The 25689-nt window shown below is 73.0% G+C and carries 25 protein-coding genes; 12 read left to right on the forward strand and 13 right to left on the reverse strand.

Annotated features, from left to right (window positions below):
- Positions 1-53 precede the first annotated feature (53 nt).
- The 3 genes from ABEB06_RS06755 to ABEB06_RS06765 all read left to right on the forward strand — a co-directional run bounded on the left by ABEB06_RS06755 (position 54) and on the right by ABEB06_RS06765 (position 2159).
- Positions 54-1055 carry an aldo/keto reductase family protein gene (locus ABEB06_RS06755; RefSeq protein WP_345695874.1) on the forward strand — a complete coding sequence of 334 codons (1002 nt, stop codon included), beginning with the start codon at positions 54-56 and terminating at the stop codon, positions 1053-1055.
- Positions 1056-1435: 380 nt separating this feature from the next.
- Positions 1436-1990, forward strand: a complete 555-nt coding sequence (locus tag ABEB06_RS06760; protein WP_345695875.1) for a Uma2 family endonuclease — start codon at positions 1436-1438, stop codon at positions 1988-1990.
- Between the two features lie 4 nt (positions 1991-1994).
- Positions 1995-2159: a hypothetical protein gene (locus tag ABEB06_RS06765; RefSeq protein ID WP_345695876.1), complete on the forward strand. Its 165-nt coding sequence runs from the start codon at positions 1995-1997 to the stop codon at positions 2157-2159.
- A gap of 30 nt (positions 2160-2189) precedes the next feature.
- On the opposite strand, the gene ABEB06_RS06770 is transcribed toward ABEB06_RS06765, so the two are convergent.
- Positions 2190-4202: a SpoIIE family protein phosphatase gene (locus tag ABEB06_RS06770; protein ID WP_345695877.1), complete on the reverse strand. Its 2013-nt coding sequence runs from the start codon at positions 4200-4202 to the stop codon at positions 2190-2192.
- Positions 4203-4243: 41 nt separating this feature from the next.
- Positions 4244-4648 (reverse strand): SHOCT domain-containing protein, encoded by a 405-nt coding sequence (locus tag ABEB06_RS06775; protein ID WP_345695878.1) that lies wholly within the window; start codon positions 4646-4648, stop codon positions 4244-4246.
- Between the two features lie 113 nt (positions 4649-4761).
- Here ABEB06_RS06775 and ABEB06_RS06780 point away from each other — a divergent pair, with 113 nt between their 5' ends.
- A complete protein-coding gene (locus ABEB06_RS06780) occupies positions 4762-5604 on the forward strand; it encodes a hypothetical protein (RefSeq protein WP_345695879.1) in 843 nt (280 codons plus the stop codon).
- Between the two features lie 10 nt (positions 5605-5614).
- Here ABEB06_RS06780 and ABEB06_RS06785 read toward each other — a convergent pair whose 3' ends face one another.
- From ABEB06_RS06785 to ABEB06_RS06805, 5 genes are read right to left on the reverse strand one after another with little or no spacing between them, the layout of a single operon-like run.
- Positions 5615-5983: a DUF6755 family protein gene (locus ABEB06_RS06785; protein WP_345695880.1), complete on the reverse strand. Its 369-nt coding sequence runs from the start codon at positions 5981-5983 to the stop codon at positions 5615-5617.
- Positions 5983-6588 (reverse strand): Rieske 2Fe-2S domain-containing protein, encoded by a 606-nt coding sequence (locus ABEB06_RS06790; RefSeq protein WP_345695881.1) that lies wholly within the window; start codon positions 6586-6588, stop codon positions 5983-5985. Before ABEB06_RS06790 ends, ABEB06_RS06785 begins: the two co-directional genes overlap by 1 nt.
- Positions 6585-7202, reverse strand: coding sequence for a 4Fe-4S dicluster domain-containing protein (locus ABEB06_RS06795; RefSeq protein ID WP_345695882.1), 618 nt, complete (start codon positions 7200-7202; stop codon positions 6585-6587). Before ABEB06_RS06795 ends, ABEB06_RS06790 begins: the two co-directional genes overlap by 4 nt.
- 4 nt (positions 7203-7206) lie before the next feature.
- Entirely contained in the window at positions 7207-9507 is a 2301-nt protein-coding gene (locus ABEB06_RS06800) for a molybdopterin oxidoreductase family protein (RefSeq protein WP_345695883.1), read from the reverse strand.
- Complete coding sequence (locus tag ABEB06_RS06805) at positions 9504-10580, reverse strand: MFS transporter (protein WP_425559580.1); 1077 nt, start codon at positions 10578-10580, stop codon at positions 9504-9506. The genes ABEB06_RS06800 and ABEB06_RS06805 overlap by 4 nt, the downstream gene beginning before the upstream one ends.
- A 162-nt stretch (positions 10581-10742) precedes the next feature.
- Here ABEB06_RS06805 and ABEB06_RS06810 point away from each other — a divergent pair, with 162 nt between their 5' ends.
- Positions 10743-11204, forward strand: coding sequence for a hypothetical protein (locus ABEB06_RS06810; RefSeq protein WP_345695885.1), 462 nt, complete (start codon positions 10743-10745; stop codon positions 11202-11204).
- Between the two features lie 226 nt (positions 11205-11430).
- On the opposite strand, the gene ABEB06_RS06815 is transcribed toward ABEB06_RS06810, so the two are convergent.
- The 3 genes from ABEB06_RS06815 to ABEB06_RS06825 form a co-directional block, all read right to left on the reverse strand.
- Positions 11431-11886, reverse strand: coding sequence for a hypothetical protein (locus tag ABEB06_RS06815; protein ID WP_345695886.1), 456 nt, complete (start codon positions 11884-11886; stop codon positions 11431-11433).
- Between the two features lie 96 nt (positions 11887-11982).
- Positions 11983-13479 carry a hypothetical protein gene (locus tag ABEB06_RS06820; RefSeq protein WP_345695887.1) on the reverse strand — a complete coding sequence of 499 codons (1497 nt, stop codon included), beginning with the start codon at positions 13477-13479 and terminating at the stop codon, positions 11983-11985.
- A gap of 60 nt (positions 13480-13539) precedes the next feature.
- Positions 13540-14976 carry a hypothetical protein gene (locus ABEB06_RS06825; RefSeq protein ID WP_345695888.1) on the reverse strand — a complete coding sequence of 479 codons (1437 nt, stop codon included), beginning with the start codon at positions 14974-14976 and terminating at the stop codon, positions 13540-13542.
- A gap of 147 nt (positions 14977-15123) precedes the next feature.
- Here ABEB06_RS06825 and ABEB06_RS06830 point away from each other — a divergent pair, with 147 nt between their 5' ends.
- Entirely contained in the window at positions 15124-15306 is a 183-nt protein-coding gene (locus ABEB06_RS06830) for a hypothetical protein (protein WP_345695889.1), read from the forward strand.
- A gap of 143 nt (positions 15307-15449) precedes the next feature.
- The gene (locus tag ABEB06_RS06835) at positions 15450-17558 is read left to right on the forward strand and encodes an MMPL family transporter (RefSeq protein ID WP_345695890.1); all 2109 of its coding nucleotides are present in this window, start codon (positions 15450-15452) and stop codon (positions 17556-17558) included.
- Between the two features lie 18 nt (positions 17559-17576).
- Here ABEB06_RS06835 and ABEB06_RS06840 read toward each other — a convergent pair whose 3' ends face one another.
- Together ABEB06_RS06840 and ABEB06_RS06845 are read right to left on the reverse strand one after the other, a co-directional pair.
- Complete coding sequence (locus ABEB06_RS06840; protein WP_345695891.1) at positions 17577-19523, reverse strand: serine/threonine-protein kinase; 1947 nt, start codon at positions 19521-19523, stop codon at positions 17577-17579.
- 100 nt (positions 19524-19623) lie between these two features.
- Positions 19624-20244, reverse strand: a complete 621-nt coding sequence (locus ABEB06_RS06845; protein ID WP_345695892.1) for a DJ-1/PfpI family protein — start codon at positions 20242-20244, stop codon at positions 19624-19626.
- A 183-nt stretch (positions 20245-20427) separates the two neighbouring features.
- Between ABEB06_RS06845 and ABEB06_RS06850 the strand changes: the two genes are divergently transcribed.
- Complete coding sequence (locus ABEB06_RS06850) at positions 20428-20994, forward strand: hypothetical protein (protein ID WP_345695893.1); 567 nt, start codon at positions 20428-20430, stop codon at positions 20992-20994.
- Between the two features lie 166 nt (positions 20995-21160).
- Entirely contained in the window at positions 21161-22600 is a 1440-nt protein-coding gene (rox, locus tag ABEB06_RS06855; RefSeq protein ID WP_345695894.1) for a rifampin monooxygenase, read from the forward strand.
- Between the two features lie 455 nt (positions 22601-23055).
- On the opposite strand, the gene ABEB06_RS06860 is transcribed toward rox, so the two are convergent.
- Complete coding sequence (locus tag ABEB06_RS06860; RefSeq protein ID WP_345695895.1) at positions 23056-23505, reverse strand: hypothetical protein; 450 nt, start codon at positions 23503-23505, stop codon at positions 23056-23058.
- A gap of 889 nt (positions 23506-24394) precedes the next feature.
- Between ABEB06_RS06860 and ABEB06_RS06865 the strand changes: the two genes are divergently transcribed.
- Genes ABEB06_RS06865 through ABEB06_RS06875 form a run of 3 tightly spaced genes read left to right on the forward strand, consistent with a single transcriptional unit; the run spans position 24395 to position 25212 of the window.
- Positions 24395-24685, forward strand: coding sequence for a hypothetical protein (locus tag ABEB06_RS06865; RefSeq protein WP_345695896.1), 291 nt, complete (start codon positions 24395-24397; stop codon positions 24683-24685).
- Positions 24682-25074, forward strand: coding sequence for a hypothetical protein (locus tag ABEB06_RS06870; protein WP_345695897.1), 393 nt, complete (start codon positions 24682-24684; stop codon positions 25072-25074). The genes ABEB06_RS06865 and ABEB06_RS06870 overlap by 4 nt, the downstream gene beginning before the upstream one ends.
- Positions 25075-25212 (forward strand): hypothetical protein, encoded by a 138-nt coding sequence (locus tag ABEB06_RS06875; protein ID WP_345695898.1) that lies wholly within the window; start codon positions 25075-25077, stop codon positions 25210-25212.
- The last annotated feature ends 477 nt before the right edge of the window (positions 25213-25689 follow it).

Raw genomic sequence — 25689 nt, forward strand, 5'->3', positions numbered from 1 at the left:
CGAGCGCGTAGCGTACGGAGGGTCCGGCACCGACCAGTGAGGAAGACAGACGCATGGAGTTCCGCCACCTCGGCCGCAGCGGCCTGATCGTCAGTGAGATCGCGTACGGCAACTGGCTCACCCACGGCTCGCAGGTCGAGGAGGAGACCGCCGCCGCGTGCATCCGCGCCGCGCTGGACGCGGGCATCACCACCTTCGACACCGCCGACGTGTACGCCGAGACCCGCGCCGAGTCGGTGCTCGGCCGGGCCCTCAAGGGCGAGCGGCGCGAGGGGCTGGAGATCCTCACCAAGGTGTACTGGCCGACCGGCCCGGGCCGCAACGACCGGGGCCTGAGCCGCAAGCACATCATGGAGTCGATCAACGGCTCGCTGCGCCGCCTGCAGACCGACTACGTGGACGTCTACCAGGCGCACCGCTACGACACCCTCACTCCGCTGGAGGAGACCATGGAGGCCTTCGCCGACGTGGTCCACTCCGGCAAGGCGCACTACATCGGCGTCTCGGAGTGGACGGCCGAGCAGATCCGGGCCGGTCACGCGCTGGCCCGCGAGCTGCGCATCCCGTTCGTCTCCAGCCAGCCGCAGTACAGCGCGCTGTGGCGGGTGATCGAGGCCGAGGTGGTGCCGGCCTGCGAGGAGCTGGGCATCGGCCAGGTGGTCTGGTCGCCGATCGCGCAGGGCGTGCTGACCGGCAAGTACCTGCCCGGCGCCGAGCCGCCGGCCGGCTCCCGGGCCACCGACGAGCGCGGCTCGGCCTTCGTCTCGCGCTGGCTGCAGCCCGAGGTGCTGGAGCGGGTGCAGCAGCTGCGCCCGCTGGCGGACGAGGCCGGGCTGAGCCTGGCGCAGCTCGCCGTCGCCTGGGTGCTGCAGAACCCGAACGTCTCCTCGGCCATCATCGGGGCCTCCCGCCCCGAGCAGGTCGCGGAGAACGTGAAGGCCTCCGGCGTGAAGCTGGAGCCGGCCCTGCTGGCCCGGATGGACGAGATCCTCGCCCCGGTCGCCCTGACCGACCCGGGTCTCACTGCGGCCAACGCCCCGCAGTCCCGCCCGTAGCACCAGCGGCGGCACAAGCGAGCGGCCCCACCGGGAGACGAACCCGGTGGGGCCGCCGCACACGAGGCAGGTGGAGCCGACGTCCGGCCTGGCCGGCCGCTTCGGGGTCATCGAGACCAGGTTGCTGCCGGCCGCGCCGGTTCAGCGGTCCATCACCGTGCCTCACGCGGAGGCCGGCTCGCCGCTGCCGGCACGGCGTGGAGCGGCTCCGCCGAGGGCATCTGCGAAGGCCGCGCCGACGGTCTGACCGCGTGCCCGCGCCCCACGCCCGGGGGTGAGCCTCGGGCCGGCTGTTTCACCGACCGGGTCGGCGCCGCTACCGTAGGGGTGCGGGTTCACGGGGCCCGCGGCCCGCAGGCGGATGTGGACGGAGGCGGACGGTGAGCGCAGAGCCCATCGCATACGCGGATGTGAACCACGAAGCCGCGCTGAAGTACGCCGTGCAGCTCATCGACCACCGATGGGCCCAGGTCATCGAGGGGCGGATCGTCCTGGTGTCACCCATGTGGGACCACGAAAAGGTCGCCGCGAGGATCCGCCGCCAGATCGACGCCCGCGTCGACGAGCTCGGATGCATCACCGGCTCGGGCAACCTCGACCTGCCCGGTTCCCCGAACTGGTACATGCCCGACCTCGCCGTCATCCCCGAAGACCTCGCCGCCGGCGCCGGCGCCCTCACCCCCGACCAGACCCTGCTGATCGTCGAGGTCACCTCCGAGTCCAACGGCGACACCGACCGCGTCACCAAGCGCAAGCGCTACGCCCAGTACGGCGCCCCGCTCTACCTGATCGCCGACCGGCAGAACCGCACCTGCACCCTGTTCTCCGAGCCTCACGACCTCGGCTACGCCGTCGTGGACGGCCCCCACTCGTTCGGCACCCCGATCCACCTGCCCGAACCGTTCGGCCTTGCCCTGGACACCACGGCGTTCTGACTCGGTGCTCGACCTGGCCGCCCCCGAGGTGACGTGGGAGATCCCGGAGGACACCGACGCGCCCCGGCTGGCCGCCGCCCTCGCCGCCATCGCCCCGGAGCGCGCCGACCGGGCCTTCGAGCTCGCCCTCGACGCCCTGCTCGCCCACTTCCGCCGCCGGATCGCCTGAACCGGCCGCCCCGCAGCCCGGCCTGCCGCCTCAGCGCGGCCGGAAGGCGATCAGCGCGATGTCGTCGCGGATCTCGACGACCCGGGCCAGCAGCCGGTCGCAGAGCTCGCCGACCGGCAGGCGGCGGGCCTCGGCGGCCGCGCCGCTCATCCGGGCGATGCCCTCCGACAGGTGCTCGCCGGGCACCTCGACCAGGCCGTCGGTGTAGAGGATCAGGGTGTCACCCGCGCCGATCGGGTGACGGTGGGTCATCCGGGGCTCGCCGGGCGCCACGCACAGCGGCACGTCGGCCTCCTCCCCCGCCAGCAGCCGGGGTTCGCCCTCGGCGGGGACCAGCAGCGGCGGCGGGTGCCCGGCGTTCGACCAGGCCGCCGTCCAGCCGCCGTCCGCGCCGCGCACCAGGTGCACGTGGACGGCGGTGGCGAAGGAGGCCACTCCCAGCCCGTCGGCGGCCGCGTCCAGTTCGGCCAGGGTGTGCGCGGGCGTCTCCAGGTGGGTGCGGTTGTAGGCCACCGAGCGGAGCATCGAGCGCAGCTGGCCCATGGTGGTGGCGGCGGCCAGGTCGTGACCGGCGACGTCGCCGATGGTCAGCGCGAGCGATCCGTCGGGCAGCGGGAAGGCGTCGTACCAGTCGCCGCCGACCTCGGCGGTGCGGCTGCCGGGCTGGTAGCGGGTGGCGAGTTCGGCGCCCTCTACGGCGGGCGGCTCGGTGAGCAGTGCCCGCTGCAGGACGAGCGCGGCGTGCCGGGTCCGCTGGAGTTCCAGGGCCTGGTGCAGCGGGGTCTGGGCGCGCTGCAGGACCTCGTGCAGCAGCTCGATGTCGGCCTCGCAGGGCGGCTCGGAGTCCTCGCAGCGGGCGGCCGCGGCGAGCGCGACCACGGTGCCGTCGACCTCGATCGGCAGCAGGGTGAGGCTGGTGGCGCGGGCCTCGTTGAGCCATTCGGCGGAGATCGAGGGGACGGCGCCGTCGGGCACCTGTCCGGCCGGGAAGGTCAGCAGCTTGGGCCGTCGCTGGGCGACCGCGAGCCGGGACTTGGCGCCGAGCCGGTAGGACTGGCGGCGGATCGGCGGCAGCGGCGGCAGTCCGGGCCGGGCGACGGAGGCGACCCGGACGCCGGTGAGCTCTTCCCCGGAGGCGCCGGAGAGCAGGTAGACGGCGCAGGCGTCGGTGAGTTCGGGGACGACGGCGGCGGCGAGCGCGGCGAAGGCGTCCTCGGGCCCCTCGACGTCGGTGACCCCGCCGGCCCGGGCGAGCAGGCGCTCGCGCAGCCGGCGCCGCCACCGGTCCTCGACGTCCGTGGTGGTGCCGATCCATTCGACCAGCTCGCCGTCCCGGACGATCGGGACTGCTCGGGAGCGGACGTGCCGGTAGCCGCCGCCGTCGGTCCGCACCCGGAAGGTGTACTCGACCAGTGGCGGCTGTTCGCGGTGGGCACGGGACCACAGGGCGGTCAGCCGGTCCCGGTCGCGCGGGTGGACGGCCTCCAACCAGCCGCGCGAGGCGGACTGGTCGAGGGTCTGGCCGGTGAGCTCCTGCCAGCCGGGGACGAGTTCGGTGAGCGTGCCGTCCGGCTGGGCGAGCCAGACCATCTGCGAAACCGCCGAGACCAGCGCCTCGTACCGCTGGAGGGCGTGCAGCCGTTCCAGGGCGAGCAGCTCGGCCTGCCGCGCGGAGTGCACCTGGGCGGTGGTGTCGATCGCGGCGATCAGCACGCCGGGGCCGTAGCGGGAGGCGGCCGGCGAGCAGGAGTAGACGAAGTGCCGGTGGTCGTCGGGCCCGCTGGCGCCGGGCGAGGCGACCGTGCGGTGGGCGGTGACCTGGCGGGCGGTGGAGTCGGCGAGGACCTGGTCGAGCGTGTCGACCAGGCCCTCGGCCCCTTCGTCGGCGAACACCTCGGCGACCGGCCCGCCGAGGGGCCGGTCGCCGAAGAGGTCACGGAAGGCCTCGTTGACGTAGACCAACCGGTGGCCGGGTCCGGCCGTCAGCGCGATCACCACGATCGCCCGGTCGAACGCCTCCGGCGTCAGCTGCGGCTCGGCCACCCCCGTCGGTCCTCATTCCTTCCGTGTCCAGGCGTGCGTGCTCAGGCCAGCAGCTTGGCCTTGGCCTTCTGGAACTCCTCCTCGCTGATGGCACCACTGGTCCTGAGGTCGGCCAGCTTGGCCAGCTCGTCGGCGTGACTGACCCCGCCCGCGCCGCCACTGCTGCCCGCGGCGTCCTGGACGTACCTCTTGAAGGCGGCCTCGTTCTGCTGCATCTGGGCGAGGTCGCGCTCACCCATCGACTTGCCGCGGGCGATCAGGTACACGAACACACCGAGGAACGGCAGGATGATCACGAAGATGATCCAGCCGGCCTTGCCCCAGCCGCCCATGTCGTTGCTGCGGAAGATGTCCGTGATGATCTTGAAGAGCAGGAAGAACCACAGGATCCACAGGAAGAACCACAGCATGGTCCAGAACAGGTTGAGCAGCGGATAGTCGTCCACCGAGAGCTCCCTTCACAATGGGTCGAAAAGATTGTTATCACCACAAAACGGACACCGCATCCGGAGAATCCCGCCACTTCCCGCGCGGACGGATGATCACTAGGGTTCCGTCCGTGACCGAACATGAGTCCAGTGACGCGCTGTGGGATGAGTTCGTCAGGGAGTTTGAGAAGAACAACGCACAGCACGAGCCCAGCGCGGCGGAACGGGCGCAGCCGCCCCAGCAGCCCAAACAGTCCGAGCGGCGTCGGCGCTCCTGGCTGGTGCCGACGATGGTCGCCTTCGTGCTGGTGACCGGTGCGGCGGGGTACCTGATCGGGCCGGGAGCCGAGCACCGTCCCACCGCCGCACCGCCGGCGGCCTCCGCCTCGGCCAGTCCCAGCCCCGCGGCCACCGGATCCCCCGCGCCGGCCGCCTCGACGGCGTCGCCGGCCAGAGGGACTGCGTCGCCGACGGCCTCCGGCGCGTACGCCCAGGCGACGGCGGCCGTGCCGCTGTCGGTCTTCCCGCAGCAGGTCCAGGGATACACCCTGGTCGCCGGCAAGGCGGACCCGGTCTGCACCGGGGCGGACACCGTGGCAACGGTCCTGGCCGGGAAGATCGCCCAGAGCCACGGCTGCCTCGGGGTGGACGTCGCCCTGTACCGGGACGCCGACGGCAACCAGTACAACCTGGCGCTGTTCACCCTGAAGGATCCGCTGGACGCCCTCGACCTGATGACCTTTCTCGCCAGGGACCCGACGGACTACGAGGTCGCGGTGCAGCTCCCGCCGAAGGAGTCCGGGCTGCGGCAGCTGCCCGCCGACAGCGGCCTGGTGCAGGAATTCGCCCTCAACGGGAGCGCCCTGCTCGTCGGGATGGCCCAGTGGTCCGACGGGCGGACCGCCGACTTCGACAAGCTGGTCGAGCAGCTCAGCCCGCTCACCAGGGCGGTGGTCGCACGGGTCCAGGCCTGACCGGGCCGCCTCAGCGGTCGTGCGGGGAGGCCCGCCAGGCCAGCAGGACGACCAGGAAGGACGCCGCCGAGAAGCCGGTGCACCACCAGGCGGTGGTGGTGTTGCCCTGCATCCAGGCGTTGGTGGCCACCGTCAGCGCCCACAGCTGGCCGATCACCACGGTGATCGCCAGCACCACGCGGGCGGTGAGGATCGCCGAGCGCTCGGGTTGCTGCTCGGTCCCGGCGCCGGGGCCCGGACCGGTGCCGGTGACCCGCGGGTCGCCGTAGCCGCTGGTCGCCCGGATCTGCGGGTAGCGCTCCGGCACCGGCCGGTTGAGCCGGGGCTCGTCGCTGCCCGGGTGGTAGTTCTCGGGGTAGTGCCCCTCGGGGAGCGTCATCAGGAGCCGTCCTTCGGGCAGCCGGCCGCCTCGGCCAGCGCGGGGTCGCGGTCGCGCAGACCGCGGCAGAGCCCGGCCTCCACGCCCTCGCCGGAGCGGGCGGTGCCGATCGCCCAGACCGCGCCCGCGGCGTCCTCCACCATGATCACCTTGGGCAGCGGACGGGGCGGCGGCCCGGCCGTCACCTCGCCGGTCCGCGCACTGAACACGCCCTCGTGGCACGGGCAGTACAGCTCGCCCTCCTCCCCCCTGCCCTTGCGCCACAGCACGCCGCAGGCCAGGTGGGTGCAGACGGTCGAGTAGCCGACCACCGAGCCGTCCGCCAGCTTGATCGCCATCGCCCGGTCGTTCTCGCCCGGGTAGTTGAAGGTCACCGCCTCGCCGCTGCCCAGCTGGTCGGCGACCTTCAACGGCGGCGCGGAGCCGTCCCCGTGGCGGTGCAGCACCCCGGCGGAGACCACGGTCGAGCCGACCACCAGCCCGCCGGAGACGGTCGCCACGATCCGCAGGTAGTCGCGCCGGGTGGTCAGCGAGTCGGCGCTGATCCGGTCGCGCAGCACGGCCTGCTCCTCCTCGGTGGGGCCGGCGGGCGGCAGGGTGGTCACAGCGTGGCTCCGTTCCCGGGCGTGGGCTGCCCGTTGACCTCGATCAGGTTCAGCAGCCCGCCGGGGACCGGCTGCTGCCGCTCGGCGGGCACCACCATCGCGACGCCGGTGGAGACCGTGACGTCGCCGAAGGCGAACAGCGTGGAGACGTCCACGCCGGGCCGCTCGGCCTGCAGCTCCTCGAGCGTCCCGTAGAACAGCGCGCCGGTCGGGCAGACCGTCGCGCACATCGGAGCCAGCCCGTAGCTGGTCCGGTCGTAGCAGAGGTTGCACTTCATCTGGAGCTTGGCCTCCAGATCGATCTTCGGTACGCCGAACGGGCAGGCGTTGACGCAGTTCGCGCAGCCGATGCAGCGGGTCGGGTCGGCCTCCTGCACCACGCCGTCGGCGGTGATCAGGATCGCCTCCGCCGGGCAGACCTCGGCGCACGGCGCGACCGGGTCCTCGCAGTGCATGCAGACCGTCGGCAGCGAGGCCACCGAGCGGCCCTCGTCCGGGTAGTCCAGGTGGATCATGGACTTGCCGCGGTGCGAGTCGCACTCCCGGCAGGCCGAGACGCAGGCCTGGCAGCCGATGCAGCGGCCGGGGTCGATGAAGACGGTGCGTCCGAGCATCCGGTCAGCCCCTCTCGGCGGTGCCGCGGCCCTGCGGGGAGGTCGGCGGCAGCGGGTCGGTGCGGGAGACCTGGGCCTCCGGGTAGGCCTCGCGGCCGGGCGGGGTGGGCGGCGCTGGCACCTCGTCAACGGCCTCGGCGCGCTCGATCCGCACCGCGCAGACCTTGTACTCGGGGATCTTCGAGCGCGGGTCCAGCGCGTCGACGGTCAGCTCGTTGGCGGCGACCGGGTACGGCCAGTGGTAGGGCACGAACACGTGGTCCGCCCGGATCGCCTCGGTCACCAGCGCCGGCAGCACCGACGTCCCGCGCCGGGTGGTCACCCGCACCGGGTCGCCGGTGCGGAAGCCGTGCGAGGGGTGCACCTCGACCCACGGCCGGGGCGTCTGCTCGACCAGCGCGCCGAGGCGCCGGGTCTGGTTGCCGGACAGGAAGTGCGCCACCGTCCGTCCGGTGGTCAGCGTCATCGGGTACTCGTCGTCGTACGGGTCGGCCGGCGGGTGCCACTCCACCACCTGCATGTGCACCTTGCCGTCCGGGTGCGCCGTCGTCCCGTCCTCGAACAGCCGCGGCGTCCCCGGGTGGTCCGGGCTCGGGCAGGGCCAGGCGATGCCGCCGGTCTCCTCCAGCCGCTCGTAGGTGATGCCGTAGTAGTCGATCACCGTGCCGGCCGAGGCCCGGCGCAGCTCGTCGAAGACCTCCTTCGACCCCTCGAAGGCGAACTTCTCGCCCACCCCGAGGCGGCGCGCCAGCTCGCACAGCACCCAGGTGTCGGTGTGCACCCCGGCCGGCGGCTCCTGCGCCTTGTTGTGCTTGACCACCCGGGCCTCGGCGTTGGCCATCACGCCCTCGTCCTCGGCCCAGGTGGTGACCGGGAAGACCACGTGCGCGTTGGCGGCCGTCTCGGAGAGGAAGAAGTCGAACTGCGCGTGGAACTCCAGCTCGTCGTAACCCGACTTCACCACCGCGTAGTTGGGCAGCGAGACGAAGGGATTGTTGCAGACGCCGAGCAGGCCGCGGATCTCGCCGCGCTGCATCTGCCAGACCATCTCCATCATCGAGGTGCCGGCCTGCGGCAGCTCCTCCTCGGCGATGCCCCAGATCGCGGAGATCTGCCGCCGGTGCGCCGGATCGTTGATCGAGCGCCCGCCCGGCAGCAGGTCCGCCTTCTGGCCGTGCTCGCGGCCGCCCTGCCCGTTGCCCTGGCCGGTGATGGTGCCGTACCCGGCGCCCGGACGGCCCAGGTTGCCGGTGGCGGTGCACAGGTTGATGACGGTCAGGCAGTTCTCCACGCCCTGCGTGTGGTGCTCGATCCCCCGCGCGTGCCAGGCCATCGCCCGCCGGGCCCGCCCGAACGTCCGGGCCACCTGCACGATCTGCTCCGCCGGGATGCCGCAGATCTCCGCGGCCCGCGCCGGGGTGTACTCCTTGACCGTCTGCTTCACCTCCGCCCAGCCGGTGGTGTGCGCCTCCAGGAACGCCTCGTCGGTCAGACCCTCTTCCACGATCACGTTCAGCACCGCGTTGAAGAACGCCGCGTCCGTCCCGGACTTCAGCGCCACGTGGATGTCGGCGGTCCGGGCGATCGCGGTCTCCCGCGGGTCGACCACGATCAGGCTCGCGCCCCGGTCCCGCGCGCCCCACACGTACTGGGTCATCACCGGGAAGCACTCGCCGACGTTGGAACCGGCGATCAGCAGGCACTCGGTCTGCAGGATGTCCGAGAACGGGTTCGCCGCCCGGTCGATGCCGAACGCCAGCTTGTTGGCGCCCGCCGCGCTCACCATGCACAGCCGGCCGTTGTAGTCCACGTGCCGGGTCTTCAGCGCGACCCGGGCGAACTTCCCCACCAGGTACGTCTTCTCCGAGAACAGGCTCGCCCCGCCGAGCATCCCGAACGCGTCCCGCCCGTGCTCGGACTGGATCCGCCGGATCTGCTCCACCGTGTACGACAGCGCCTCCTCCCAGGTCACCGACCGGAAGGGCTCGTCCCGGCTGCGCCGCATCAGCGGCGTGACCAGCCGGTCCGGGTGGTTGACCTGCTGGTAGGCGTTGATGCCCTTCGGGCACAGCCGCATCCGGTTGATGTCGTGGTTGCGCGGCTCGACGCCGAACACCTTGCCGTGGGTGTCCACCCGCAGGTACATCCCGCACTGCACGCCGCAGAAGCAGCAGTGCGTGGGCACCAGCGTCTGCTCGGTCTGGTCCGCCCGCCAGCCCGCCGCGGGCAGGCCGCCCGCGTCCCGGAACTTCCGGGTGCCGGACGGCGCGATCGACGGATCGAGCGGTACGCGCTCCGCGCTCACTTGAACCCCCGCTTCACACTGGACAGGTAGGCGCCGCCACGCAGGACCCGCTTGCAGCGCGGGCAGTACTCGGCCCACTCGTCGAAGCCGAGCTTCAGGTCCCGCATCGTGCCGCGCAGGTTCTCCACGTACGCCACCGTGTCCACCGGCTGGCCGCACCGCTTGCAGGCGAACACCTCGCCCGTCGGGTCGTCCTTCTTCCGCGAGGTGTACTTGAACAGCTGCATCCCGACCGCGGCCGGGCGCTGCACGATGTGGAAGAACTTGCCGAACGGCAGGTAGACCAGCGTCAGCACGACCGACGCCATGTGCAGGATCGACAGGAACTCGTAGCCCCCGCCGTGCAGGTAGATCTCCGAGAAGGTCAGCAGCAGGCCGGTCACCGAGATGGTCAGCAGCGCGAGCAGCGGGACGAAGTCGTAGCCGAAGCGCTGCCCGGTCATGGCCTCCCGGTCGCGCATCCGCCGCCACAGGAAGTAGCCGGCGCCGCCGATCACCATCACCGCGGCCAGGTCCAGCCCGTGGTACAGCACCCAGCCGAAGAACGACTCGGAGTCGAAGCCGAACAGCTTGACGCCCCACAGCCGCATCTCGTACCCGGGCCCGGTGGCGCTGTCGGCGGTGAAGGTGAACCAGCCCCAGGTCAGCGGGAAGGTGATCGCGGCGGCCAGCAGGCAGCCCCAGAAGATCAGCTGGTGAGCGGCCCAGCGGGCGTGCGAGCGGGCGCCCAGGAACTTCTGGAAGCCGAGGTACGTGGCGATCATCTTCGGCAGCGCGGTCGGCGAGTGCTTCAGGTTCTCCCAGGACAGCGCCGCCCGCCAGCCCTCCTTGAACAGCCGCCGGGCCGCCGGCGCCGACACCCAGACGGTGTAGCGGTAGACCACGCCGAAGGTCAGGAAGACGGTGGCGACCGCGTACGGGACGAGCGCGGAGTCGAAGTCGCGCAAGCCCCTGCTGCCCAGCACGATGGCCACCAGGAGCAGCACGCTCGCCCCGGTGGCCACCACGGACGCCCGAACAGCCGTCGAACGGCCGCCTCCACTTGACGGTGTGTCTGGCGGTGTGTCTGGCACCTGCCCTCTCCGATCAGTCGACTGATCCGCACGCTAGTGACGGTGCGTGTACGCTGCGCGCGGGGTGATCCGATCGGGTGGCCGCGGCTCTCCCACCTGCGAACCGACCGCCCGGCCCCGGCGTCCCTGTGAGCAGACGATCCGAGGTCACGGGGGGAATTCATGAGATCGACCGTTCCGATCGCGGTGGTGGGCGCCGCGCTGGTGTTCGCGACACTGACCGGCTGCTCGGGCGAGTCCAAGCGGTGCAGCCGGCAGAGCGACGGAGGGACGGGGCTGACCCTCGCCGCCGTCGGCAGCGGATACGCCGGCAAGACCACCGGCGGCAGCGGCGGCCGGAGCAGCACGAGCGGGGGCAGTACCGGCAGCAGGAGCACGACCACTGGAGGCAGCGGCACCAAGACCACCACCGGCGGCAGCACGGGCACCTCGGGTACGACCGGCACCAGCGGCACGACCGGCACGAGCAGCGGCGGCATCACCGGCGGGTCCTCGACCGGAGGAGTGTCCGGCGGTCTGCCGTCGAACCAGGCGTCCCAAGCTCCCGGCGGCTCCTCCAGCTACCGGCCGACGAGCGTGCCGTCCACACCGGGCGCCGCGCGGACCACCCGCAGCTGCCGCTGAGTCGCAGTCAGCCGGGCCCCGGAAGCAACGGGGGTGCTCCCGGGGCCCGGCCGGTGGGAGGCCAGCAGCGCCGGGGGCAAGGCGCGGCTGCTCTGCACGGCGGCCCGGAGCACCGTGGTGAGGCCGCCGTGCCGGGAATGCTAGACCCCACCCACCCACTGCGGATAGACCTGTGACCTGCGGTTTTTCGGCCGCGAACATGCCAGGTCCGCGAACCGGCCGCGCCTCACAGAGCGAAGGGCCGGTACCCGAGTGCCTCCGCGACGATCAGTTCCGCCGAGGCGCCCCGCAACCCGGCCGGCGGATGGAAGATCAGACCCCCGCCCCGGGGATGCACCACGTTGGCTCCGAGCAGCCGGAGGTAGTAGTCCGTCTCCGGGTCGCCGTCGAGGATCCTGCGAACGATCTCGACGAGCTCGTCCGTGCTGATGTCCGCGACCCTCGGCCACGCCGGCCGGGCAACCTCCAGGGCGAACGCGGCGAGGTCCCGGCTGCCCTCGTACTCGACGAAGTCGAGAGCCGAGCAGTCATGACCCGTCCGCGCGTTGAAGGCCCGGATCTCCTGATCGGCGCCGGCGTCCCGGAGGCGGACCAGGTCGGCGATCCTGAGGATGTCGCCGCAGACCTCGTCCAGCCTCGCCCGGCTCACCAGCGGGGGCATCAGCTCTGCTCTCAGATCCACGTCCGGATTATGGCTCGGGGCTGCGACAGCCGGCTCACGCGGTGAGGTGGCCGAAGACGGCGGCCAGGGGGACCGGCTGGTCGTGGCGGACGGTCATCATGCCGTGCCTGAGTCCGCGGTCGGCCCGGCGGGGCTTGGGCGTGGCACGGTGTTGGTCATCCACGGGTTCATGACGGCGACCATGCCGGCCCCGCCGCCGAACAGCGTGCCGGCCGCCGCGACGTACATCGCGGCCGTGGACGCCAGCGACCAGGCGCTCGGGCCGCCGCCCAGCGACTGGAGCGTGTACAGCGGCAGGACGGCGAAACCGGCGAGCGTCGCGATCACGACCAACGGGACCTGCGACGGGAGCCGGCCGAGCTCCTCGCGCTCGCGGGGCCACAGCTGCAGGATCGTGGGGAACACCAGGACTGCGAGGACGGCCGCCGGCACCCAGCCGGGCATGGACCACACCGCGTCGAGGCCGCAGAGCCGGGCGGTCAGGAACACCGCACCGAGGGCGGCCGCCTGGCGGAGCGCCAGCAGCAGGGCGAGCGGCAGACGCCTGCGCGCGGGCGCGGTGCGCACCATGCGGACGGACAGGCCGGCGAAGAGCACCGACCACATGACCGCGGCGGCGACCGGCAGGGCGCGTCCGGGTGTCCACTCCCACTGCTCCGGCGGGACCTCCGGCTGGCGCCGTTCGGTCCAGAGCCCGTCCGCCGCCATGACCGCCAGTCCGGACCAGTGGTAGTTCACGATCACGGCGTGGCCGCCGCCCGGCAGGCCCACGACCACCAGCTCTCCGGAAGCGTCCGCCGTGTCCGGCCCGTGGTCCCCGAGCCGCTCAGGGGTGAAGGCCGGCGTCCAGGTGTGCCCGCCGTCCTGGCTGGTCTCCACCGGGGAACGGGTGGAGGCCAGCCGGTAGCAGCGCAGCGGCTGGTCGGGCGCGCAGCGTCCTTGCGCCGCCGACGGTCCGCCGTCGCCGGGCAGGCGGTCGGCCACGGTCGGCTTCACGACGGTCCAGGTGTGTCCGCCGTCCGCGCTGGTCCACAGGGCCTGGGAGGTCTGCAGCATCGGCCGGCCGTCGTCGCTCCACAGCATCAGCCCGGGGTCGGTCGCCGAGGTCGCCACCATCGCCGCCACCGCACCGGGGACGGCGATCAGCGCGAGCGCCTGCCAGCCGCGCCACGGCCGCAGGCTTGCCCGCCACAGCCACCAGGCCGCGAGGAGCGCGGGCAGCACCACCAGGTCGGTCGGGTCTCCCTTGATCCGGCTCGGGACACCGCTCAACGACCAGATCCGCGAGGTGATTTCGCCGCCCGCCGGGCCGGACTTGGCCAGCGCGAAGGCGACCGCCGTCCCACCGATGCCGACCACCGCGGGCCAGTTGCCGCGCAGCCGCAGCACCGGCGTCAGCAGCAGCGCCAGCACCGGCGGCGCCACCAGCATCCACGCCACATCGCTCAGCTTGCCGGTCACCGCCCCCGGCCACGCCCGCTTCCCCACATGGTCGTTGAGCGCCAGCACCAGCACAGCCGCAACCGTGCCCGGATTCCCCACCCACCGCAGGGCAGCCCCCACCGCGACGGCCCGCTCCCCCTCGTTCCGCATGGGAACGAGTCTGGCGGACCACGGTCGCGACCGGAAGACGCCGGTGTCCCGGACGATCCGTCAGTGTCGGTCCAGGGCCGGTCGGCGCTGGTTCCAACCCACCAGCGCAGCAAGCACCGAGCCGACCACGGCCACGTACAGTGCGAGCCAGGAGATCCTCGACCACTCGGTGGAGGTGAAGATCGACCACCAGAGGTACGGGACCATCGCCGCGCAGCCGGTCAGCACGGCGAGACCGGGGACGAGCGCCCCCGGGCGTCCGGCGCTCTCCCGCAAGCCGGGCGGGAGCAGGGTCGCCAGCGGGAGCACGAGCAGCGACACGAACCCGGCGGCCAGCCAACCCGACACGACCCAGCCGGTCCCTGCGCCGCAGAGCCAGGCTGCGAAAAGAACCCAGTCCAGAACGACCACCTGACGGATCGCCAGGCCGAGCGCGAAGTTCCGCCGCCGCACGGCGGGGACGTACGGAAGGGTACGGGCCCCCAGGCCGGCGAAGGCCGTGGCCCAGCCGACCGCCAGCGCGACCGGCAGTCCCAGGAGGAACGGCCGTACGCCCGTGTCCACTGCGGGTCTCGCGGGAGGTGTCGGCATGGCCACCGTCGTCCACCGGCCGTCGGCCGTCCGGACCACCAGGTCGTGCTGCCCGAGGTGGACGATCACTCCGTGCCCACCGCCCGGCAGAGCCACCACCACCAGTTGACCGGGGAAGTAACCGGCCCCGGTTGCGGGCGCCGCGGAGCCGGGAGTCAGGGACGGCGAGGGCGACGGCACCGGGACCCAGGACGGGGTGAAGGCCGGCTGCCAGGTGCTGCGGCCGTCCTGGCTGACCTCCACCGGCGCGGCCAAGTCCCGCACGCGGTAACAGATCAGCGGCTCCGCGGGTACGCAGCGGCCGTCCTTCGTCGTGAAGCCGGGGTCGGAGACGTCCGGCGCCCCGGTGTGCCCGGTCTCCGGCGTCCAGGTCAGACCGCCGTCCGGGCTGGTCCACTCGTAGCTGTTGACGTGCAGCACCGGTCGGCCGTTCGCCGTCTGCAGCCCGGACATCTCCTGGGCGGGCGTGGTCGCCACCATCGCGACCACCGCTGCCGGGACGGCGATCAGCGCGAGCGCCTGCCAGCCGCGCCAGGGGCGTCGGCTCGCCCGCCAGAGCAGCCAGGCGAGGGCGAGCGCCGGCAGGGCCAGGAGGTCGGTCGGGTCGCCGGTGGTCCGGCTGGGTACGCCGGTCAGGGACCAGGCCTGTGACGCGAGGTCGGCCCCGGCGGTGCTCGTCTTCGCCAGCGCGAACGTCACGGCTGTGGCGCCGATGCCGACCGCGGCGGGCCAGTTGCCGCGCAGCCGCAGCAGCGGCGTCAGCAGCAGGGCCACCACCGGCGGCGCCACCAGCATCCACGCCACGTCGCTCAGCTTGCCGGTCACCGCCCCCGGCCACGCCCGCTTCCCGACGTGGTCGTTGAGCGCCAGCACCAGCACGGCCGCGACCGTGCCCGGATTCCCCACCCACCGCAGGGCAGCGCCTACGGCGACAGCCCGTCCCCCCTCGTTCTGCATGGGAACGATTCTGGTGGCCGACGATCACGGTCGGGCCACGCGGGAATCTCGGTGTCCTACCCGTCCCCTCGCCGCACCGTGCTCGTTGATGGGGGCATGAAGCTGCTTCCCGCCGCCCTCGCCGCGGCCGCCCTCGCCCTGGTCCTCTCCTCGCCCGCGGTAGCGGAGCCACAGGTCAACCAGGGTTACAGCATCCCGGTCGGCGCGATCACCGACCTCGGTGCACTGCCGGTGCTCGCAGGCCTCGGCTACGACCTCAGCGGCCTGCTCGGCAGCTGAACCGGGCGTGCGGGAACAGGCGCACCGGAACACCCGTACAGCCGCCTCGAACTGACGGCGTCCGGATGCGGTGGGATCCTGGGAGGCGGGTTTGTCCGGGCGGGCGCGGCCCGCCGGACCCGGCACACCGAGGGACGCACACCATGAGTCCGACCAGGCGGTTGGCGGCGCTGCCGTGCGGGCGGCGCAGCAAGTGGGTGGTGCTCGCGCTGTGGCTGCTGCTGATCCTGGTGGCGGGTCCACTCGCGGGAAAGCTGAACGACGCCGAGGACAACGAGGCGTCCAGCTGGCTGCCCGGCAACGCCGAGTCGACGCAGGTGCTGGTCGAACAGCGTTCCTTCCAGCCGGTGGACACCGCGCAGGCGGTGGTGGTGTACCAGCGGGACAGCGGCATCACGGTCGAGGACCACGCCAAGGCCGTGCAGGACGCCGCCGCGTTCGCCGGCGCCCCGCACGTGGTCGGCCCGGTGGTCGGCCCGGTGCAGTCCGAGGACGGCAAGGCGATGCAGACCGTCGTGCCCGTCGAGCTGGGGTCGACCGGCTGGAACAACCTCCGCCCGGCCGTGGACAGCATGCGCGCCACCGCCACCGCCGGCGACGTCCCCGGTCTGACCACGCACGTCACCGGCCCGGCGGGCGTCGGCGCCGACGAGTCGGAGGCCTTCGCGGGCATCGACTCGACGCTGCTGTTCGCGACCGTCGCGGTGGTGGTGGTCCTGCTGCTGCTGACCTACCGCAGCCCGGTGCTGTGGCTGCTGCCGCTCGGCGCGGCGGGCGTCGCGCTGATCGTCTCCGAGGCGCTGATCTACCTGTTCGCCGAGCACGCCGGGCTCACCGTCAACGCGCAGAGCGCCGGCATCCTGATCGTCCTGGTGCTCGGCGCGGGCACCGACTACGCCCTGCTGATCACCGCCCGTTACCGCGAGGAGCTGCGGCGTCACGAGGACCGGCACGAGGCGATGGCGCTGGCCCTGCACCGGGCCGGGCCGGCGATCCTCGCCAGTTCGGCGACCGTCGTCGCCTCGATGCTCTGCCTGACCGTCGCCGAGATGAACTCCACCAGCGGCCTCGGACCGGTCTGCGCGATCGGCGTGCTGGTCGCGCTCGTCGCCATGCTGACGCTGCTGCCGGCCCTGCTGGTGGCCGTCGGCCGGTGGGTGTTCTGGCCGGTCAAGCCCGACTACGGGACGGCGGAACCCACCCGGACGGGCCGCTGGGCGCACATCGGCGGCTGGATCGCCCGCCGCCCGCGCCGGGTCTGGACGGGCACAGCGCTCGCGCTGGCCGTCTGCACGCTCGGCCTGATCTCGCTCAACGCCACCGGACTGACCACCGCCGGCACCTTCACCGGCAAGCCGGACTCGGTGGCCGGCCAGCAGGTGCTCGCCGCGCACTTCCCCGGCGGCACCGGCGCGCCGCTGTCGGTGGTCAGCGCCGCCGGACAGGTCGCCGAGGTGCGGCAGGCGGTCGGCGCCACGGAAGGGATCTCCGCGACCAGTCCGCCGGTGGAGAAGTCCGGCCAGGCGTTCTTCCAGGCCACCATGACCGATCCGCCCGACAGCGACCAGGCCAAGGCCACCGTCGACCGGGTCCGCGATGCCGCGCACGCCGTCCCCGGGGCCGACGCCAAGGTGGGCGGCAGCACCGCCGTCGTCCTGGACGCCGGCCGGGCCGCCGCGCACGACAACCGCGTGATCATCCCGCTGGTCCTGGTCGTGGTCACGCTGATCCTCGCCGCGCTGCTGCGCGCGGTCGTGGCGCCGCTGGTGCTGATCGCCACCGTGGTGCTCTCGTACGCGGCGGCGCTCGGCATCAGCGCGTTCTTCTTCGAGCACGTCTTCCACTTCAGCGGGGAGGACCAGGCGTTCCCGCTGTTCGTCTTCGTGTTCCTGGTGGCGCTCGGCATCGACTACAACATCTTCCTGATGACCCGCATCCGCGAGGAGGCCGGACACCACGGCACCCGGCGCGGCGCGGTGATCGGCCTGGCGGCGACCGGCGGCGTGATCACCTCCGCCGGGCTGATCCTGGCCAGCACCTTCGCCGTGCTCGGCACGCTGCCGATCGTCGGGTTCGCCGAGATCGGCTTCGCCGTCGCGCTGGGCGTGCTGATCGACGCGCTGGTGGTGCGCTCGATCCTGGTCACCGCGCTGACCGTCGACATCGGGCGGTGGATGTGGTGGCCCAGCCCGCTCTCCCACCCGCCACCGTCCGCGCCGGAGCCCGCACCCGCGCCCGCCGAGCAGGAGTGACCGGCGGGGCGGCGGGGGTCAGCCGACCTTCGCGAGGTCGCCGCTGAAGCTGTCGACCGCCAGGTGCAGGCTGCCGTCGCCGTTGCGGGTGTACACCTGGTCGTACGGGTTGGCCACGCAACCGGTCAGGATGCTCATCGGGCGGGTCTTGAGCACCACCCGGTCGGCGGCGGACGACACCAGCTCGGCGGTCGCGTCGCAGTAGCCGGTGCCCGGCCCGGTGTTGTTGCGGATCGCCGCCACCGCCTCGCCCTTGCGGCCCTGCGTGATGGTGATCTTGAAGTCAGCCGTACCGCTGCCCAGCTGCGGGCTGCCGAGGCGGCCCTGCCAGGTGCCCAGGAACCCGGCCGGCACCGTGCTCGCGTCCGCCGCGGCGGACGGGGACGGGGATTCCGACGCGGGGGGCGAGGACGCGGGCGCCGAGGCCGCGGTGCCCGGCGTGGTCGGCTTGCCGTTGTCGGCCGAGCCGTCGGGGCGGGTGGCCAGGTAGACCGCCCCGCCCGTGACGGAGGCCGCGACGACGGCGGCGATCACCAGACCGGCGGTCCGCGAGCGCGCGGGGCGCAGGGCCGTGGTCGCCGTCGTGCCCTCCACCGGGGGGCCGAAGGCGACCGGCGGGCCGAAGCCCGGCAGGGGCTGCGGCACGTGCGCCGGGTACGCGGCGGGCACCGGGGGCGGCGTCGGCAGGCCACCGACCGTGGGCGCGCCGGCTGCGGCGGGGACCGCACCGACGACGGGTGTCGCGGCCACGGCCGGAATCGCAGCGGCAGCGGACGCGGATCCCGGGACACTGCTCGCGGTCGGTGCCGTGCCACCCGTCGCCGCCTGCGCCGGGACGTTGCTCGCCGTCGGCGTCGGGACGTGGGCCGGCGGCGTCGGGGCGCTGGTCACCGTCGGGGTCGGGGCGCTACCGGCGACCGGGACGGCACTGCCCGCCGTCGTGGTTCCGGCCGTCGCGACGGCTCCGGGTGCCGGCGCAGATCCGGTACCGGGTGTCGGCGGTGGGGCGTGCTGCGGCTGCGGTGACAGGAGGGCCGGGTCACCGGCGGGCTCGGTGTCCAGGTCGAGCAGGTCCACCGCCAGGCGGGCGAGCGCGCCGGAGACCGTCGGGGGCAGCCAGTCGCGGCTGTCCAGCCGTCCGGCGGCGCCCCGGTCGTCGGCGGCCAGGAGTCCGACCAGGTCATCGGGCGAGGGCCGCTGTGCCGGGTCCTTGGCGAGGCAGGCGGCGACGGCGTCCCGCAGCTGCGGGTCGACGGCCGCCAGCGCGTCCAGGTCAGGCTGCTCGTGCACCACGCGGTAGAGCAGCACGGGCGTGCTCTGCGCCGCGCCGAAGGGTGCCGTGCCGGTGGCGGCGAAGGCGAGCACCGCGCCGAGCGAGAAGACGTCCGACGCCGGGCCGGCCGCGAGGCCGCCGGCCTGCTCGGGCGAGAGGAAGCCGGGCGAGCCGACCACGTGTCCGGTCCGGGTGAGCACGGTGGCGTCCAGCGCCCGGGCGATGCCGAAGTCGATCAGCCGGGGCCCGTCCAGGGCGAGCAGCACGTTCGACGGCTTGACGTCCCGGTGGACCAGACCCTTGCCGTGCACCGCCGCCAGCGCCTCCGCCAGGCCGGCGCCGAGCGAGCGGACCGCGGCGGCGGGCAGCGGGCCGAAGTCCCGCACGGCCGAGGTCAGCGAGGGTCCGGCGACGTAGCCGGTGGCCACCCAGGGGCGTTCGCTCTCGGTGTCGGCGTCCAGCACCGGCGCCGTCCACCGGCCGCCGACCCGGCGGGCCGCCGCGACCTCCTGCCGGAAGCGCACCCGGAACTCCGGGTCGGCCGCGAAGTGCGCGTGCACCGTCTTCACCGCGACCGTGCGGCCACCGGCGGTCCGGCCCAGGTACACCTGGCCCATGCCGCCGGCGCCGAGCCTGCGCAGCAGCCGGTACTCGCCGATCTGCCGGGGATCCCCGGCCCCCAGTGCCTCCACGACACCCCCCTCTCGCTGCCGTCCGCCGCCCCCGCGCCGCCGGGACGGCCGACAACTCCCGTCAGCATAGGGGCTGCTCCGGACACGGGGTGCGGCGGCGTCAGCGCAGGCCGCGGGTGCGCTCCACCACCTCGTCGGGGGCCTTGGCGAGCGAGCCGGTGTCGAACGGCGGCTGCGGGTCGTACTCGGTGTACAGCTGGATCGCCTGCGCGGTGACGTCGTCGGAGAGCAGCGCCGCCAACTGCACGGCCATGTCGATGCCGGAGGACACCCCGGCCGAGGTGATCACCCGGTCGTTCCGGATCACCCGCTCGGCGGTGTACACCGCGCCGAAGGACTCGAGTTCGGGCGCCGCCGCGTAGTGGGTGGTGGCGTGCAGCCCGTCGAGCAGCCCCGCGGCGCCGAGCACCACCCCGCCCGTGCAGACCGAGGTGGTGAACCGGGTGGTGGCGTGGATCCGGCGCACCCAGGCGAGGAAATCGGGGTCCTCCACCATCGTCCGATGGCTGCCGCCGCCCGGCACCAGCAGCACGTCGCAGCGCTCGACCTCCGAATAGCGGGTCGGCACGTGCACCGGCATGTTGCCGAACACGTCCTTCACCAGGCCGGGTTGATCGGTGACGAAGCGCACGGTCGCTCCCGGGACGTACCCGAGGATCTCGTACGGCCCGATCGCGTCGAGCGGCTCGAAGTTGTCGAAGAGCGGGATCACGATGTCCATGCGCCGCAGCCTAACCACAGTTGGTCCAGACCTCTGCGCGGCGCGGCGCCGGCCTCGTCCCTCGGGCCGATCCCGCTCCTCCGGGAGGGTGACCCCGCCCGGGACTCGGGACGGATGCCCGCCCGCCCGGCCCGCTGCGACGTTGGTCGGGTCCGAACACGTCCCTCGACTGGAGCCGACGCCATGTCAACTTCCGCCCTGATCACCCGATTCCATGGCCGACCGGCCGCAGGCGTACCCCGCTGGGCACGGTGGGCGGCGTACGCGACGCCGCTCGTCGTGCTGCCCTCCGGCCTGTGGCGCGTCCTCTCCGTCGACCTGCGGCTGCCGCTGATGCACGCGCCCACCGACGGTCATCCGCCGCCGCCCTGGTTCGGTGCCGAGTGGTGGTACGTGATCGCGCTGAGCGTGGTCGCCGAGGGGCTGGCGTTCCTGGCGATCGGCCTGGTCAGCGAGTGGGGCGAGGTGTGGCCGCGGTGGATCCCCGGCCTCGGCGGCCGCCCGGTCCCGGTCCTCGCGGCGGCCCTCCCGGCCGGGCTCGGTGCCGCGTTCAACACGCTGCTGTGGCCGTACTCGATGGCGATGATCAGCACCGGCCACCGGATCACCGGCGAGTCGGACCCCGGCCCCTACCTGGACGGCTGGCAGTCCGCCGTCTTCTACGCCGCGTACTGGCCGCTCGCCGCCTGGGGTCCGCTGCTGGGACTGCTCACCGTGCACTATTTCCGCCGCCGGCGGGGGCGCCCGTAAAAACAACAGCGGCAAGGAGTGAATGAGTACTCCCTGCCACTATCAAGATATAGCGCATGGGGGGCCTTGCGGCAAGGCCCCACCCCTGCCGCAGAATTGCCAACCTCGGACCCGCGACCTGCGGAAACGTCCGAACGGAATGACTTACGGGGAATCGGGGAAATCCATGCATGACGTCATCGTGGTCGGCGGCGGACCCACCGGCCTGATGCTCGCCGCCGAGCTGCGCCTGCAGGGCGTGGAGGCGGTCGTCCTCGAGAAGGCGGCGGAACCGCCGATCCACTCGCGCGCGCTCGGCCTGCACGTGCGCAGCATCGAGCTGCTCGACCAGCGCGGCCTGCTGGAGGAGTTCCTGGCCCGCGGCACGCAGTACCGGGTCGGCGGGTTCTTCGCCGCCATCGCCAAGTCCTGGCCCGAGGACCTGGACACCGCGCACGGGTACGTCCTCGGCATCCCGCAGCGCGTCACCGAGCAGCTGCTCACCGAACACGCCCTCGCCCTCGGTGCCGACCTGCGACGCGGCGTCGAACTCGTCGGCCTCGACCAGGACGCGGACGGCGTCACCGCCGGACTCGCCGACGGCACAACGCTCCGCGCGCGGTACCTGGTCGGCTGCGACGGCGGGCGCAGCACCGTCCGCAAGCTCACCGGCATCGCCTTCCCCGGCTTGGACACCCGGGTCGAGACGCTGATCGGCGAGATGCAGGTCGGCGTCCCGCCGGAGACCGTCACCGAGGTCGTCACGGAGGTCCGGCGCACCCAACTGCTGTTCGGCCTCGGCCCGATGCCCGGCGGGGTGTACCGCGTCGTCGTCCCCGCCGGCGGCCTCGCCGCGGACCGCACCGTCCCGCCGACCCTCGACGAGGTCAAGGACCGGCTGCGGGCCGTCGCCGGCACCGACTTCGGCGTGCACTCGCCGCGCTGGCTCTCCCGCTTCGGCGACGCCACCCGGCAGGCCGAGCGCTACCGCGACGGCCGCGTCCTGCTCGCCGGAGACGCCGCCCACATCCACCCGCCGACCGGCGGCCAGGGCCTCAACCTCGGTCTCCAGGACGCCTTCAACCTCGGCTGGAAGCTCGCCGCCGAGATCAACGGCTGGGCCCCCGCCGGCCTGCTCGACAGCTACCACGACGAGCGGCACCCGGTCGGCGCCGACGTCCTCGACAACACCCGCGCCCAGATGCAGCTCCTCTCCACCGACCCCGGCGCCCAGGCGGTCCGGCGGCTGCTCGCCGAGCTCATGGAGTTCGAGGACGTCAACCGCCACCTGATCGAGAAGATCACCGCGATCGGCGTCCGCTACGACCTCGGCGACGACAACCCGCTCGTCGGCCGCCGCCTGCGCGACCTCCCGCTCAAGCAGGACCGCCTCTACGAGCACCTCCACACCGGCCGCGGCCTGCTCCTCGACACCACCGGCGCCCTCTCCCCCGCCGGCTGGGCCGACCGCGTCGACCACCTCCCCTGCCCCGCCGACCTCGCCGACCGGCTCGGCGCCCCCGCCGTCCTGCTGCGCCCCGACGGCCACGTCGCCTGGGCCGGCGACGACCAGCAGGACCTCCTCACCCACCTCCCCACCTGGTTCGGCGAGCCCACGGCCGACTGACCGCAACCGGCCGGTCGGGGCAGCCGCAGGGCCGGGCGGGGGGGGTGAGTTGTCGATGCCGAAGTACCGGCCGAGGTAGTCGATGATCTCGACGGCGTGCGGGGGAGTTCGGGCAGTTCGGCGGCGAGTGCCTGCCGGGTGGCGGCGGGACGGGCGGGAGCACCCGGCTGACGTAGGTGACCCGGTGCAGGTCCCGCCAGCACGGGGCTTGGCGGAGCTCTGCCGGGCCTGTCGCGGCGCAGCGGCGTCGAGGGCGCCGCTGCGCCGCAGCCAGATCGGATCAACGACCTTGCAATAGGATTCGACAAGGCCGACTACCGCGAGCGACATGCAGTCGAGTGGGGGGATCCACCGCCTCAAGCGTCACCGGGCGGCAGCCACGAGGCACGACGAGCAGGCTGTCCGCTACGAGGCCACAGTCCCCCGTCGCCGTCATCAACGAGTGGCTGTGATCGCTACAACGATCCGCGATTCTCCGGGCCGGCGTGCGACCCTCCGATCCAGAAGGTCAGCGCCTTCCGCCCACCTCCCAGCGACCGCCGCATCGCATTGACCAGTCGTACCTGTGCCTGAGCCACTTCGGCGCCGGCCTCCCGGAACTCCGCTTCACCGAGTGGCGTACGGACCGTATCGACTTCTCGCGCGACGCGATCCAAGAAGCGATCGACCGACTGGCCGAAGCTGCTGACCTCTCCCGCGACCTCCGCGGGAGCGATCAGGCTGACCTTGGTCAGAACGGCGCTCCACTCGGCCCAGTCGTAGTCCCAGCCGCGACGGTCGGCGTGCGCGCGCTTGATCACCATCGTGAACTTGGCGTAGTGGCGGAGGAGTTCTTGGTATGCAGCCAGCTGCTGATCGCGCGACCACTGGTGGTCCTGGCCCCGTCTGGTGACGATCCCGCCCACCAGTACTCCCACGGTTGCCGAGGCCGCTCCGGTAACGGTCGTGATCAGCGCTTCCAGCAAAGCCGCCCCAGCCCCCGTGCCCAACGCCTGCCGTTCGATCCGTGATCGGAACACAGCACTGGTGCCTGTCGGCGTGTCAGACCATGCATGGCCTCATGGCGGACGATGACATCGATGGCTGGCGACGCTTCTGAAGCACGCCCTGGCCGCCCTGCTTTCGCGATGGTATTCGGGCCCTGGGCGATCGGAACGAGCACGGGGTGGGGCACGCAGCAGTCCTCACGGCGACCGGGTCTACGCCCCGGCCTGCTACCACGAGTCACCTGTCAACCTGTGCAGCTTCTCACCGCCCGCGCCCTGGCCGGGGCCGGCCGACCCGCTGCCGGAGGTATTCCATCTGGCGGGAGGCGACCGGCTGGCAGAAGTGGCGTGGACGCCATCCCACTGACGCGATCGTCACCGGCATCACCACCACCGCCAGCCCGAACCAGCAGGCTGCGGCCCTCGCCCAGCCCGACCAGGGCGGCCGGCGGCGCGGTCGGCGTCAGCCTCCCCTCACCCCCGCGCTGCGCGCCGAACTCGACCCGCCGCTTCGCCCTGCCGGCCACGCCCCCGCCGAGCTCCCCAGCACCGTCGGGGCCTGCCCGGCAGTACACCCGTTGCGCGCCTGCCCGTCGAGCCGGACGTCGTTGTCGAGATCCTCCTCGACCAGACCCGCCCCGAATTCGGCCGGTACCGTCATCAACCCAAGATCGCTCGCAGAGGGGACCTCACCCCCAGCCAACTCAGGCCCGCCCCGACGTAGCGCTGAACCGAGGCCGTGAAGGGCCGTGCCGATCAATCCCGATTGCGGTACACCACTCGTACACCAGCGGTGTACGATGCCGGTATGGCTGATGCGACGATCAAGGTTTCCCCTGATACACGTGACCGGCTGGCCGCCCTCGCGGCGGCCCGCGGCACCACGATCGGCGCCCAGGTGGCCCTGCTGGTGGAGCAGCAGCCCACCCAGGAGCAGATCGCCGAGCGCGTCGCCGAGGGCCGACGGCTGCTCCGGGAGCACTTCGGGATGACGCTCACGGACTCGGAGCTCGACCGGGGCCCGGACCTGCTGCAGCGCATCTACGACGTCGCCGCGGCCGACACCCGCGCCAAGCTCGCCCCGCGGCGCAGCGCGTGATCATTCTGGATTCGAGCGCCCTGGCGGCGCTGGCGGCCGGCCATGAGCGCCTGCACCGGATCGTGGACGCCGCGCTGCACAGCCCGTTCCAGCACCTGCTGGTGCCGGTGCTGTGCATGGTCGAGGCGGAGATCAAGGACGAGGGGGCCGCGAACGCGGTCCTGGCGCTGCCCTCGCTGGAGTTCGAGGCGTTGGACGCGAGTACGGCGGTGCTGGTGGCGACCATGGTCCGCGACGGCTACGGCGGCCCGGACCTGGCGCACGCCATCGCCGCGAGCCTGCCGACCCCGGCGCGCCCGATGCAGCACCTGGTCCTGACGGCCCGCCAGGAGCTGTACCCGCCGGGGATCGTCACCGTCGACATCGACGACCCCCGTCTGGAGGCGTAGGTGCCACTGCCGGAAGGCTCGGGAAGGCGGCTTCCCGTCGGCGACGGTGCGCGCATCCTCGCCGAGGAGATCCTGCCCGCCGCGCTGGGCCGGGCGGTGCCGCAGGAGCGACCGGTGGTGGTGTTCATGGCCGGGTAGGCCGGCAGCGGCAAGACGGTCGTCGCGGACCTGGTGCACGCGGCGCTCCCCCACCGGGCGGCGCGGTGCGGGTGGACCGCGACGCGTACAAGGCCGTCCACCCCTCCTGTCCGCGGTTCCTCGCCGAGGACGTGCGCACCGCCGGGGCCCGGGTGCGCACCGAGACCTACGGTGGTAGGCCCGCTGGAGGAGCGGCTGCGGCGAGACCGGCTCACCCGAGTCACCGGTCAGCCCGTTGCGTTCCTCACCCGCCGTGCCCCGGCCCGGACTGTTGAACTCGCTGCCCGAGGCGGGAGACGGCCGACTCCGCACGGCGGCGCGGGCGCGGCCGAGGCGTACCGGGAATTCGCGGCGGAGTACTACGCGATGGAGCCGGACCCGGCGGCGATCCGGCCCGTGTACAGCTGGCAGCCGTTGACGCAGAAGGTGGTCGCCGCCCTCAATCCGGACGTCCGGCTCGCGGACCGGGCGGCCGAC

Source organism: Kitasatospora terrestris (assembly GCF_039542905.1).
In the GTDB taxonomy this organism is placed as follows: Bacteria; Actinomycetota; Actinomycetes; order Streptomycetales; family Streptomycetaceae; genus Kitasatospora; species Kitasatospora terrestris.